This is a genomic window from Flavobacterium sp. (assembly GCF_044369455.1).
In the GTDB taxonomy this organism is placed as follows: Bacteria; Bacteroidota; Bacteroidia; order Flavobacteriales; family Flavobacteriaceae; genus Flavobacterium.
The window spans coordinates 127,693-141,063 of the sequence record NZ_JBIPLW010000002.1 but is presented as its reverse complement, the minus strand read 5'-3'; the positions used below and the strand labels follow the sequence as shown (position 1 = coordinate 141,063).

Annotated in this window: 15 protein-coding genes; 14 read left to right on the top strand and 1 reads right to left on the bottom strand. The window is 33.5% G+C overall.

Going from position 1 to position 13,371, the window contains the following annotated elements; translation table 11 throughout:
* Nucleotide 1: 1 nt before the first annotated feature.
* Nucleotides 2-544 carry a sigma-70 family RNA polymerase sigma factor gene (locus ACIQ2L_RS02750; protein ID WP_396156209.1) on the bottom strand — a complete coding sequence of 181 codons (543 nt, stop codon included), beginning with the start codon at nucleotides 542-544 and terminating at the stop codon, nucleotides 2-4.
* Nucleotides 545-678: 134 nt separating this feature from the next.
* Here ACIQ2L_RS02750 and ACIQ2L_RS02745 point away from each other — a divergent pair, with 134 nt between their 5' ends.
* The 14 genes from ACIQ2L_RS02745 (at nucleotide 679) to sufD (ending at nucleotide 13,357) form a co-directional block, all read left to right on the top strand.
* Nucleotides 679-1,986 (top strand): OmpA family protein, encoded by a 1,308-nt coding sequence (locus ACIQ2L_RS02745; protein ID WP_396156207.1) that lies wholly within the window; start codon nucleotides 679-681, stop codon nucleotides 1,984-1,986.
* Between the two features lie 19 nt (nucleotides 1,987-2,005).
* Complete coding sequence (locus ACIQ2L_RS02740; RefSeq protein WP_396156205.1) at nucleotides 2,006-3,199, top strand: hypothetical protein; 1,194 nt, start codon at nucleotides 2,006-2,008, stop codon at nucleotides 3,197-3,199.
* A 2-nt stretch (nucleotides 3,200-3,201) separates the two neighbouring features.
* Complete coding sequence (locus ACIQ2L_RS02735) at nucleotides 3,202-3,912, top strand: hypothetical protein (protein ID WP_396156203.1); 711 nt, start codon at nucleotides 3,202-3,204, stop codon at nucleotides 3,910-3,912.
* An 11-nt stretch (nucleotides 3,913-3,923) separates the two neighbouring features.
* On the top strand, nucleotides 3,924-4,541 hold the full coding sequence (locus tag ACIQ2L_RS02730) for a hypothetical protein (RefSeq protein ID WP_396156201.1): 618 nt from the start codon (nucleotides 3,924-3,926) through the stop codon (nucleotides 4,539-4,541).
* 5 nt (nucleotides 4,542-4,546) lie between these two features.
* A complete protein-coding gene (locus tag ACIQ2L_RS02725; RefSeq protein ID WP_396156199.1) occupies nucleotides 4,547-4,936 on the top strand; it encodes a hypothetical protein in 390 nt (129 codons plus the stop codon).
* 13 nt (nucleotides 4,937-4,949) lie between these two features.
* On the top strand, nucleotides 4,950-5,438 hold the full coding sequence (locus ACIQ2L_RS02720; protein WP_396156198.1) for a hypothetical protein: 489 nt from the start codon (nucleotides 4,950-4,952) through the stop codon (nucleotides 5,436-5,438).
* Nucleotides 5,439-5,441: 3 nt separating this feature from the next.
* Entirely contained in the window at nucleotides 5,442-6,821 is a 1,380-nt protein-coding gene (locus tag ACIQ2L_RS02715; protein ID WP_396156196.1) for a hypothetical protein, read from the top strand.
* 54 nt (nucleotides 6,822-6,875) lie between these two features.
* Complete coding sequence (locus ACIQ2L_RS02710) at nucleotides 6,876-8,276, top strand: T9SS type A sorting domain-containing protein (protein WP_396156194.1); 1,401 nt, start codon at nucleotides 6,876-6,878, stop codon at nucleotides 8,274-8,276.
* A gap of 173 nt (nucleotides 8,277-8,449) precedes the next feature.
* On the top strand, nucleotides 8,450-8,779 hold the full coding sequence (locus tag ACIQ2L_RS02705; RefSeq protein WP_396156192.1) for a HesB/IscA family protein: 330 nt from the start codon (nucleotides 8,450-8,452) through the stop codon (nucleotides 8,777-8,779).
* A 43-nt stretch (nucleotides 8,780-8,822) separates the two neighbouring features.
* A complete protein-coding gene (locus ACIQ2L_RS02700; RefSeq protein ID WP_396156190.1) occupies nucleotides 8,823-9,089 on the top strand; it encodes a four helix bundle protein in 267 nt (88 codons plus the stop codon).
* Between the two features lie 171 nt (nucleotides 9,090-9,260).
* Complete coding sequence (gene sufB, locus ACIQ2L_RS02695; protein WP_396156188.1) at nucleotides 9,261-10,709, top strand: Fe-S cluster assembly protein SufB; 1,449 nt, start codon at nucleotides 9,261-9,263, stop codon at nucleotides 10,707-10,709.
* Nucleotides 10,710-10,739: 30 nt separating this feature from the next.
* Nucleotides 10,740-11,132: a four helix bundle protein gene (locus ACIQ2L_RS02690; protein WP_396156186.1), complete on the top strand. Its 393-nt coding sequence runs from the start codon at nucleotides 10,740-10,742 to the stop codon at nucleotides 11,130-11,132.
* 90 nt (nucleotides 11,133-11,222) lie between these two features.
* A complete protein-coding gene (gene sufC, locus ACIQ2L_RS02685) occupies nucleotides 11,223-11,972 on the top strand; it encodes a Fe-S cluster assembly ATPase SufC (RefSeq protein WP_396156184.1) in 750 nt (249 codons plus the stop codon).
* A gap of 68 nt (nucleotides 11,973-12,040) precedes the next feature.
* Nucleotides 12,041-13,357, top strand: a complete 1,317-nt coding sequence (sufD, locus tag ACIQ2L_RS02680) for a Fe-S cluster assembly protein SufD (protein WP_396156182.1) — start codon at nucleotides 12,041-12,043, stop codon at nucleotides 13,355-13,357.
* The last annotated feature ends 14 nt before the right edge of the window (nucleotides 13,358-13,371 follow it).

Sequence of the window (13,371 nt, the reverse complement as noted above, 5' to 3'; positions counted from 1 at the left end):
TTTATTTCTTTATCAAATCTTTCAATTGCTTCAAGCAACGTGATTTTTGACTTTTTAAAACGTCTTTATTGGTATAATTTAATTCGATTTGAATGGCATCTAGTTTTTTTTCTTCATAATAAAATAGGCGTAAAACTTTTTGACATTGCTCTCCTAATTTTTTAAAATTATTTTGTAAAAGTATCATTTCATTATCGTTTTCGTCTTCCTCATTATCTTCAATTACTTGGGGCAACTGTACATCATAATCTATAGAAACCGCTTTATTTTTCGATTTTAATTTTTTGTAAATCATGTATTTGCCAATCGAAAAAAGATAAGTTGATATAGTGCTTTCTAAAGTATCAATCGTTCCTTTTTTAGCGTTTTCACACAAGGCAATAATACTGTCCTGGTATATATCAAGCAAATCATCAGCCGGTAAATTGTATCGTGCTGCAAAAAGAGAAAATCCATTTTTATTTTCTACATAAATAGAATGAATGGTTTTTTCATCGCCTTTTTTAAGCTTTTCAATAATCAACAGATGATTTGGTTTACCCATTAGTGCAAGTATTTAATCAAAAGTAAACATTTATCAATGTAAAAATAATTTTTTTAAATCGATGTTTACTTTTTTTTCTTCTTAGCACTAAACTAAAAACGAATTGTAATTAACAACTAAAAAACAATACCATTATGAAAACACTCATTACCATGATGTTGCTAATTTTTACGATAGTAACCAGTTATTCACAAGAAACAGTGGGCGGAAAAGTTCTTAAAAATGCCAAAGACAAAACCTACCAACGAGGCGAGCAAAAAGGTGACCAAACAGTAGATGGTGCTCTAAATAAGGTTGAGGATAAAATTAATAATATCTTCAAGAAAAAAGATAAGAAAAAGAAAACCGACGAACCGCAAAAAGAAAACCAATCGGAAAACCAAGAACAAAATCAACAACAAAGTCAGGAAAATAATCCAACTAAAGCTTCAAAATCAGTTAAATCCAACTCGAAATTTGATTTCGTTGCAGGTGAAAAACAATTGTATTTCGACAATTTTGAACGACTAGCCGTTGGCGATTTTCCAAAGGAATTCAACACCAATGCTAGCGGAGAAATAGTAAATGTTGATGAGAAAAACGAAAAATGGCTCAATATGACCAAAAACGGTGCTTTTGTTCCGGATAACATTAAAAAGCTTCCAGATAACTTCACGTTAGAATTTGAAATAGGTATAGATAAAGATCCAACAAATAATTATTCGGGTTTTGGGCTCAATTTTAGTACCGTTCCCGATAATTTGATGCTAGATATGTTTTTCAGTAAAGGCAACTCTGTTGTCTATTTGCATCCTGGCGCTGGTGAAGCTTCAATTTATGTAAATCCAATATCTGGAACTGAAATCAGTAATAGTGTAAAAATGCCGCAATGGGACACCAGAAATGACCAAAATTTTGCAAAAGTATCTGTTTGGAGGCAAGAGGGACGCCTTCGGGTTTATGTAAATGAAGACAAGTTGTTTGACGTTCCCAGATTTTTTGCAGATAAAAACACCTATGATTTTGCCTTTTTTAGAAGTTTTTTTGAAGAATGTGAAGTTTACTTAACTAACATTCGTTTCGCAGTTGCTGGTGCTGATAATCGAAATAAACTTATTACCGAAGGAAGATTTGTAACCAACGGAATTTTATTTGACGTGAACAGTGATAATATCAAGCCCGAAAGCGGAACCGTGCTAAAAGAAATGGCAACTACATTACAAGAAAACCCAACAGTTAGAGTAAAAATAATTGGTCATACTGATAGTGATGGTGCTGATACTGCCAATTTAGCTTTATCTCAAAAAAGAGCTGCAGCAGTAAAAACAGCGTTGTCGAGCTTCTATGGTATTGATGGTTCAAGAATAGAAACGGACGGAAAAGGCGAAAGCCAACCACTCAACAAAAACGCTACTGCATCAGAAAAGGCAGAAAACAGAAGAGTAGAATTTATAAAATTATAAAACTAAAAATCATTAAAAAATGAAAAAATTGTATAGCACATTCGTCCTTATTTTTTTAACACAACTGTGCGTTTTTGCACAAGAATGGACAGGAACATTTAGCACAAAATATGGTGATTTAAAACTAGTTACCGAAAATGGATTTATTTATGGTGATTATGCTAATGGTGGCACAATCCTAGCTGTCGAAAAAAAATTCAATGGTGGTTCACGACTTTGTGGATTGTTTCATAACGGAGCTGATAGAGGTAAGTTTTATTTTGAAAAGACAACTAGTAGCAAAGACATAAGAGGTCATTTTAATTACGATAACAACATCACTTTAAATGACATTACTAATGATGCTATTTTTCAAATGAAGTTTGATTTTGATGCAAAATGGCTTTGGGATGGAACAAAAGCGAATAATACTTCGCCAACAGATACTAAAATCGCCATTTTTAATGGATTATGGAATACTACCGATGGCAATTTAATACTACAACAAGTAGGAAATAAAGTTACCGGAACCTATAAAAATATTGGAACGATTGATGGAATTTATAATCCACAAACTAAAAAATTAAAAGGAACTTTCTACAACAATACCACCAAAAAAACAGGTCATTTTGAATTTGATTTTGAAGGAAACACGTTCAAAGGAAAATGGGGTTGGACAGATGCAATGACTGATGGAAATTGGAACGGGACAAAAAACGTTAAGAATAATAAGGTTGTGGTGACTACGAGTACAAGTGCAACGAATAACGGTGGAACAACTAAGTTTACCGTATCGTCTGTAAATATTGAAACTTCTAACGATAATATCTATGGTTTTTGGGGTTTTAAATTATTTAAAGTTACAGCTTCGGGAAGACAACAAGTACAAAATTTTGGCAACAAACCTTCTGATGTTTACAATCAAACCGAAAATGGTTCAAAAATTATAACTTCAAAAAACTACAACTTTCCCAATAGTCCTGAGTTTTTTAGAGAATTTATTATTCCAAATTCCGATTTAAATAATTCATCTATAAAGTATGAATTGGAAGTTTATGTTCACGCCAAAAACAAACGAGTTGGAACGAATATAGATTATGGAATGAAAAAAGAAATTTACAGGTTAGATACCATCGAATTCAATAAAAACATAAAAATTCCATTTTCAGCAGATGGCACAACAGTTTTTTCATCTGGCATAGGTTCATATACTTTTAAAATTACAAAATCATAAGTATGAAAACAGCACTCCTATCCTTACTAAGCATTTTCCTTTTTGCCTTTACGTGTTCTGGTGATAAAAAAGAAAATCTCGAAAGTCAAGCCAATGAGGCTATTGATGAAGTTGTTGGCAAATCTGCCGATGAATTTAATGGAAAATTAGATCAATTGTTAACCTTAGAAATGGCTTCCGAAGTTTCGGGTTATACCTCAACAGAGGCCGAAAAAGAATATAATCAAGTATTAAAAAGTCCTGCTACACATTCGGTTTCCTATCGATGGAAAAAAGGAAGAAACAAGCAAATCAAAAATCCAATGAACGGGGAAATGATGGATATTCCAACAGATGATTTCATTCAACTTTCTTGGGTAAAAAACACCACTTTGAAAGAATTCAAATTCAATTATCATACACCAACTGCCGAAGAACTTGCCAATGCCAATAAAGCGAAGAGTGAAAAAGCAAACGAAATGCAACAACAAGGAAAAGTCGATGCTTCGCAAGCCAATATGGCGAAAGGAATGGCAAGCGAAATGGCAAAAGGACTTTCGTTTGATGAAATTAAAGGTGTTGGCGAGTACGCTGTTTGGAACAATAAATATAAAGAACTAAAAGTATTCTATAAAGGTTTAGAATTTCAAATCACAACCGAAATGTCAGATGAAGAAAAGATAAACAAACAAAAAAGCATTGAAACTGCACAATTAATAATTAACAAACTTTAAATTTTAAAAAAATGAAAACAATTCAATTATCAGTACTTATTCTAGTATTCGCAATCGCAAACTCTTTTGCACAAGCATTGCCACAAACCGTAAAATACGATTTCAAATTCGATTGGTTAGCAGCACATACCATCAATCAAAATATAGATATCGGCACCGAAAGTGTTCACGGGATTGGCTATTGTCGTTTGTTTGTAAAAAATAAAACTACGGGCAATGAAGATCAAATTCAACCAACTGGTTTTAAATACATCGGCAATTATGGTCGCGTATTTGAAGTGCCAAGAAATGCCGGAATGAAAGTAAGCAACGGAAACATCAAATCCTTAATGAATACTAAAGTTCGCTTTCAGTTTGAACCAGCAAAATATGGCTACAAAACCATGAAAGAACTTGAAGACAATGCTTATTTCAAAATAGTTTATGAAATCAAAGTTTACAAACCAGTAAATGACGAAATCGTTGGAAAACAAGAAGCTATTGTCTTTTTGAAAGATGCCAATGTACCAGCAGTTACGTTAAATCAAGCCAAAAACACAGCCAATATCCCAACACGACCAGGATACATGCGCTTCAATAAAGCAAAATATAATTTGGGAATTGTGTACAGTATCATTCCTGTAAATTAAAAACTATGAAAAAAATAATTCTACTACTGCTTATTTGCTTTCAATCGCAAGCTCAAATAAAGTTTTGGAATACCAATCCAACGTCCAACATGCCACTTTTTGAAGTAGAATGGGGTAAAAAAACAACTATACATACTAAAGTTGGAAAAGAAACCAAACCCATGTATATCTTCAACAAAACAGCCGTTCAAACCTTTAATGGCGATGCCCGAACCAAATACCAAATGACGGTAGAAAGCACAGATAATGTCGCTAAACGCACTTTTCAAATCAGTTATACTCATTACAGACAAACTAATTCCTACTTAGGTTACATCAAATCAACGTATGTCTATCACGATAAACGACCAACGAAGGTGTTTGAAGAAAATTTTGAAACTGTAGTTAATCCGTAAAAATTTAAAAAAAATGAAAAAAATTATCGCAACATTATGCCTAATTATTGGCATACAAGCAAACGCACAATTGGTGCAAGGAGAATTAAAAATTAATGAAACCTCAAAAGCAGAAATTGCTTTAAAAGGCAATAAAGCAGTAAACCTGTATGCCGATTTTAGAGAAAACAAACACAAAATCAACTTTGTTTTCACCACATCAGATGTTCCTTTAAATTCAGATAAAAAGCAAGTGGTGAAGTTTGTGTTTACGACAACAATTAAAAAAGATGGAAAAGTTTTAGGAAGCATGAAAAGAGCTCCAATTCCATTTTTTCCAGGCGATATGTTTATGCCAATTGAAACTTTTGATGTTATCTCGATGCTTTCTAATTTACAAACCAATACGCCTGAAACAGTTTCCGAAATCCCAAAAGGTAATTATGAAATCATTTTAGAAGCAAAACCAATTGGTGTAAAAGGACAAATCACTTCGACAATTTTATTTTTAAAAGTTAACTAAATCATGAAAAAAATAGTAGTATTGATTTTATGTTTGAGTATTTCGGGTTTTGCCCAACAAAAATCCAAAGCAAAGCCAAAGACCAACATTCCGTTGATTAAAGACGAACCAAAGCCTGCTGTTCCAATATTAACGGATGCAGATGAATTATTGGAGATAAAAAGCAATGAACCCAATCCAAATGATTTGTTGGACATTACGGTTTCAATTCCGAAGCCCAAAACACCAAATGCTGGTCAATCGGTTTATAATGAAATTGGTTTGAATGGCGAGTTTACTTTCAATAAAAAAATTGGCTTTTCAGTAAATGCGCCCGAAGGTGATTTAGTTTCCTATTTCTATCTGAACACCAAAAATGGCAATTCAATGATGGATTGGAAAGGCCTCAAAGAAATGCTAACTGAAACCGTTGAAGGCGAAATGACACAGATTAAAAATTCCAACAACGATTTTTATCAATATACCAAAAGTTCGGAAGGAAATTTTGCCATGAAAATGGGAAGTGGCCAATCGATGGTTGTGCATGACCTTCAAACTGGAATGTTGAGCAAGCAATTTTTCAAAACTTTTAAAAAAACCGGTAATAAAGTTGGTAAAGTGGGCGGTAATAAATATCCAAGAGTAGAATATTCTGGAATTTCCGAAGGTAAAAAAATGTCTATTTGGCTGTCTCATCCGCAAGAAATTTTAATTGATACTAAATTTACGTACAGCATTTCTGGTTATTGGGGATTAGGATTTATCGCGAGTCCAACAGGAAAAACCTATATGATTACTGGAATTGAAGGGGAAGGCGTTTCTATTTTTATGAATTATATCGAAAACACAAGCGCCAATTTTTCAGGAAAAGGATACAAACCAATGGGCGAAATGATGGGTCAAGCGATGGCGCAAAATAGCGTCGAAATGAATGCTGCGATGCAACAAATGTATGCCGAAGCCAATGCCGAAGAAGATCCAAAACTGAAACAATTGAAACTACAGCAAATTGAGCAAACAGAGAAATTATTGAAAAATGCTAATTCCAACGCAACTAACTTTTCACAAACCAGCGACTTACAAGACGCACCATTTGTAAAAGATGCTAACAGTGAAGACGCTATGGTTAATTATTACAATATGATGTTAACTAGTTTAGATCAATCGATTCGGGAACACCAACTGGGTTTGAAAGAAGCGCAAGAAAACAATGACGCAAAAAGCACCAATAGATATACTTGCTTGATCAATTGCACATCAAACGAAAAAAATAGGCTCGAAAAAGTAAAAGCGCAACATATCAAAATTTTAAGTCAGTACAAAAATGATGGAGAAAAACGCGACGAAAAAATCAATCAATTGATGGAAACTCAAGGAATGCCCATGGCCTGTGAGTGTGAATAAAATTGATGTTTACTTTTTAAACAAATGAACACTAAAAAATTAAACTTAAATACGATGAAAAATAAATTACTATTACTTTCTTTTTTTATAATGGGAATTCTAAATGCTCAAACCTGTTGGAAACAACTTAGTGGTGGAGGCGACTTTACCATAGGAATTGCTAGTAATAATACATTATGGGGAACAGGTTTAAATAGTTCGGGGCAACTTGGAAATGGGACAACAACACAATTATTCGTTTTTACTCAGGTTAGTAATCAACCTGTTTGGTCAAAAATTGCTACTGGTGCAATACATAGTTTAGCCATAAAAAATGATGGAACCTTGTGGGCTTGGGGAAATTCTAGTTTTGGACGACTTGGTTTAGGAGATCTATCAGGCGTGGTAATATCACCCACACAAATTGGTACAGACAACAATTGGGTACAAGTTGAAGCTGGCGAAAGTTCCTCGTTTGCCATAAAATCTGATGGAACACTGTGGGCATGGGGTTTTAATGAAAATGGGCAACTTGGTGATGGTACTTTTGTTAATAAAAACATTCCTACACAAGTTGGTTCGGCTACCGATTGGGCACAAGTAAAATCAGGGGCACTACACACCATTGCTTTGAAAACTAATGGGAATTTGTGGGCTTGGGGTTTAGATAATTCAGGACAATTGGGTGTTGGAACTGGTAATAACTCTTCTTCTTTTCCAGTACAAGCAACAGGCACAAATTACATTACGATTGCTTGTGGAGCAGATTATTCAATGGCTATAAAAATAGATGGAACTTTATGGGGTTGGGGTAGTAATACTTATAGAAATTTAGGAATTGGTAATGTCCCAGGCAGCCAACAATTGCCTTTACAAGTGGGTTCTGAAACCAATTGGATAAAAGTGGTAACTGGAGATTATCATACCCTAGCTTTAAAAAATGATAATACACTATGGGCAATGGGGCGAAATCATCGAGGGCAATTAGGCAATAATTCCTTAACAATTGCAAATGTTCCTACTCAAATTAATGTGGGTACATTTTACACCAACATCTTTTCTGATAATAATAATGACACTAATGGGCTTGCGGGTTTTTCGATGGTAATAAAAACAGACGGTAACTTACAAGTTTGCGGAAGTAATAATAGAGGACAACTTGGAACAGGGTTTCAAAGCAATAATTATCAAATTCCTCAAAACATAAGTTGTCCGATTACTTTAAGTTCTGATGAATTTATAGTTGACAGCAAAATTACTGTTTATCCAAACCCATCATCAGGAATTTTTAATATTCAATCCGAAATAAATTCCAATTTATTCTCAGAAGTTTTTGATATGATAGGGAAAAAAGTAGCACAATTTGATAACCAAACCAGCATAGACATTTCAAATCTCAATTCAGGTGTTTATTTATTAAAAATAATAGATAAAAACACAAAGTTAGTAGCGACAAAAAAAATAGTAAAACAATAAAATAGTCGTTTTCTCAAAATTTAAAATCCTCTGTCATTCATTTGATTGAGGATTTTTCTTTTGTTTATAGTCAATTACTATCAATTCATAAGTTATAAAAATGTTAGTATCCATTGAAAAAAACGATTTATGTAGTAACTTTGCGCATTATTTAGACAAAATTAAAATAAGCTATGATTAAAGTATCTGATGACGCAAGTAAAAAAATCGTTTCGATGATGCAAGAAGACGGTTTTGATGCAACCAAAGATTACGTTCGTGTGGGTGTAAAAAGCGGTGGTTGCTCTGGTTTATCGTATGAATTAAAATTCGACAAAGAACTAGGAGACAACGATAAAGTTTTTGAAGATAATCATGTAAAAATAGCCGTTGAGAAAAAGTCGTTTTTATATTTAGCAGGAACCATTTTAGAATTTTCGGGCGGATTAAACGGAAAAGGATTTGTATTTAATAATCCAAATGCGAGTAGAACGTGCGGGTGTGGGGAATCGTTTTCTTTATAAATCTAAAAAAGCAAAAAATTTGAAATAATCTAAATAAGCAAAAATGGCAAAATACAGTTCGTTTGAGGAAATGGAAGTTTATCAAAAAGCTTTGCAGTTTGGAGTTAAAGTATACAAACTAACATTAACGAATGAGAAAATTGCTAAAGATTATGGTTTAAAAGATCAATTACAAAGAGCGGCATTATCAATTTCGAATAATATTGCCGAAGGGTTTGAAAGAGAGACAAAAAAAGAATTAATTAGGTTTTTATACATTTCTAAAGGTTCTGCCGGTGAATGTAGTAATATGTTTAATTTTTTACAATAGCTCGAATATATTAATCATGAAAATTTCTACAATCATAGAAATGATGTTACAGAAATTTCAAAACAATTAGGTAGTTATATTAAATATTTGAAAAACTTAGAAAAGCAAAACAAGAAGGCATAAACACTTTCTTTTTATTTTTTAGATTTTTTAGATTTTTTAGATAAAAATATGAGTAAGTATACAGAGGAAGATTTAAAAATCGAATTAGAAAATAAAGAATACGAATACGGCTTCTATACCGATTTAGAGTCGGAAACCTTTCCTATTGGATTAAACGAAGACATTGTTCGTGCGATTTCCAAAAAGAAAGAAGAACCACAATGGATGACGGATTGGCGTATTGAATCGTTTCGGGCATGGCTAGAAATGATTGAACCAGAATGGGCAAACGTTCATTATGACAAACCCGATTTTCAAGCTATTTCGTATTATTCAGCACCAAAAAAAGCAGATCCGAATAAAACATTAGACGATGTTGATCCTGAGCTTTTAGCCATGTACAAAAAGTTAGGCATCTCTGTTGATGAGCAGAAAATGATGAACAACGTCGCTATGGATATTGTAGTTGATTCGGTTTCGGTGGCAACGACTTTCAAGAAAACATTAGCAGAAAAAGGCATCATTTTTATGAGTATTTCCGAAGCGATTCGAGAATATCCTGACTTGGTGCAGAAATATTTAGGAACAGTTGTACCGCAAAGAGATAATTTTTACGCGGCTTTAAATTCAGCTGTTTTTTCAGATGGAAGTTTTTGTTACATTCCAAAAGGCGTACGTTGTCCGATGGAATTATCAACTTATTTTAGAATAAATCAAGCTGGAACAGGACAATTTGAAAGAACACTTCTGATTGCTGACGAAGGTAGTTATGTGTCATATCTTGAAGGCTGTACCGCACCAAGTCGCGACGAAAATCAATTGCATGCCGCAGTAGTTGAATTAATAGCTTTGGATAATGCTGAAATTAAATATTCAACGGTTCAAAACTGGTATCCTGGGAACAAAGAGGGTAAAGGCGGTGTTTTCAATTTCGTGACGAAAAGAGGAATTTGCGAAAAAAACGCAAAAATCTCATGGACACAAGTAGAAACTGGTTCGGCAATTACATGGAAATATCCATCTGTAGTTTTAAAAGGAGATAATTCAATTGGAGAGTTTTACTCAATTGCTGTAACTAATAATCATCAACAAGCCGATACGGGAACGAAGATGACACATTTGGGAAAAAACACCAAATCAACCATCATTTCCAAAGGAATTTCGGCTGGAAAATCACAAAATAGTTACCGTGGTTTGGTTCGAATAAGTGCCAATGCCGATAATGCTCGTAATTTCTCGCAATGTGATTCGTTGTTGATGGGCAATAACTGTGGCGCACACACATTTCCTTATATCGAAAGTAAAAATTCATCAGCTATAATTGAACACGAAGCCACAACATCCAAAATTGGTGAAGACCAAGTATTCTATTGCAACCAACGTGGTATTCCAACCGAAAAAGCCATTGCGTTAATTGTAAACGGTTTTAGTAAAGAAGTTTTGAACAAGTTGCCAATGGAATTTGCAGTGGAAGCTCAGAAGTTATTGGAGATTTCGTTGGAGGGTTCAGTAGGATAATTTGATATTCGAAATTTGACATTTGGAATTATGGCTACAATTACAAAATTTGAAGATTTAGAGATTTGGCAGCAATCAAGAGTTTATGCTGATAAAATCTTTAATCTTGCTTCAAATGAGAAATTTAAAAATGATTTCAAACTTATCAATCAAATTCACGATTCTTCAGGTTCTGTAATGGATAATATAGCAGAAGGTTTTGAAAGAGAAGGGAATAAAGAGTTTGTTCATTTTTTGACTATTTCGAAAGGTTCTTGTGGAGAGTCACGTTCACAATTGTATAGAGCTTTTGACAGAAAATATATTTCAGAAGTTGAATTAAACGATCTTAAAGAAATCAGTATAAATTTAAGTAAATCAATATCAGGATTTATGAATTACTTAAAAAAATCAGAATATAAAGGAAATAAATTTAATAAATAAAAAGTCGATATTAATATTGAAAATTTAAATAAATAATATTAACAAGAGTGATGAGAGTCTCAAATCTCAAATCTCAAATCTCAAATTATAATGTTAAAAATTAGCAATTTACACGCTTCTGTTGAAGACAAAGAAATTTTAAAAGGTATCAATCTTGAAGTTAAAGCCGGAGAAGTTCACGCCATTATGGGACCAAATGGTGCCGGAAAAAGTACGCTTGCTTCCATAATTGCAGGAAATGAAAAGTACGAAGTTTCAGAGGGTGAAATTCTTTTAGAAGGCGAAGACATTTCAGAATTAGCTCCAGAGGAAAGAGCGCACAAAGGTGTTTTTCTTTCATTTCAATATCCTGTAGAAATTCCGGGGGTTTCGGTGACCAACTTTATGAAAACGGCCATCAACGAAAGCCGAAAAGCCAATGGCAAAGAAGAAATGCCAGCGAATGAAATGCTAAAATTAATTCGTGAGAAATCAGAATTATTAGAAATAGATCGTAAATTTTTATCACGTTCGTTAAACGAAGGTTTTTCGGGTGGTGAAAAGAAACGTAATGAAATTTTCCAAATGGCAATGTTGGAACCAAAATTAGCCATCCTTGACGAAACCGATTCTGGTTTGGACATTGACGCTTTGAGAATTGTTGCTAATGGTGTAAATAAGCTAAAAAGCGAAAACAATGCTGTTGTTGTAATAACGCATTACCAACGTTTGTTAGATTATATTGTTCCCGATTTTGTACATGTTTTGATGGATGGAAAAATTGTAAAATCAGGTGGAAAAGAATTGGCTTACGAGTTAGAAGAAAAAGGATACGATTGGATAAAAAGTGAATTAAATTAAAAATTTGAAGTTCGAAATTTGATATTATTATAACTTCAAATCTCAAATCTCAAATCTCAAATTATTGTATGGATTTAAAAGAAAAACTAGTATCGTCTTTCATGGCTTTTGAAGAGCAAATCGATGTTCATTCTGAACTTCACGACTTACGTACTTCAGCTATTAAAAACTTTGAAAACAAAGGTTTTCCAACCAAGAAAGAAGAAGCATGGAAATATACTTCTCTGAATGCCATTCTAAAAAATGATTATTCGGTGTTTCCTAAGCATGAAAATGCCATAGAGTTTGCAGCTGTAAAGAAGTTTTTTCTACACGAAATTGACACACATAAAGTCATTTTTGTAGATGGAAAATTCTCTTCCTTTTTATCAGCAACAACTCACGAAGGATTAGATGTTTGTTTGATGTCTTCGGCATTGAACAAACCAAAATACAAAATAGCGATTGATGAATATTTCAACAAAATTGCAAGTATAGACGAGAGTTTAACAACATTAAATACCGCTTTCGCCAATGAAGGTGCCTATATCAACATTCCGAAAAGCAAGGTTGTAGAAAAACCAATCGAAATCATTTATTTCTCGACTGGAGTTGAAAGTGCATTGATGCTTCAACCCCGAAATTTGGTGATTGTTGGTGAAAATGCACACGTTCAAATTATCGAAAGACATCAATCGTTAAACGAAAACCCTGTGCTGACCAATTCAGTTACCGAGATTTTCGCGCAAAAACGCGCTATTGTTGATTATTATAAAGTTCAAAACGATTTGCAATCGGCCAACCTGATTGACAATACTTACATTTCCCAAAAACAAGAAAGTAGAGTTTCGGTGCATACGTTTTCTTTTGGCGGTAACATCACTCGAAACAATTTGAATTTCTATCATTTTGGCGAAAGAATTGATAGCACGTTAAAAGGAATTACAATTATTGGCGATAAGCAACATGTGGATCATTTTACGTTGGTCAATCATGCGACACCCAATTGCGAAAGTCATCAAAATTATAAAACCATTTTGGCCGGAAGTTCAACTGGAGTTTTCAATGGAAAAATTTATGTTGAAAAAGAAGCTCAAAAAACCGATGCTTTTCAACAAAATAATAACATCTTACTTGGCGATAAAGCCACAATAAATGCCAAACCGCAATTGGAAATCTTTGCTGACGATGTCAAATGTTCCCACGGTTGCACCATTGGTCAATTAGACGAAAGCGCTATGTTTTATATGCAGCAACGAGGCATTCCAAAAAAAGAAGCCAAAGCATTATTGATGTACGCCTTTACCAACGAGGTAATTGAAAGCATTAAAATTCCAGAACTCAAAAAACGAATAACCAAAATCATCGCTACTAAATTGGGTGTTAATTTGGGATTTGATTTGTAATAAATAGAAAAGGG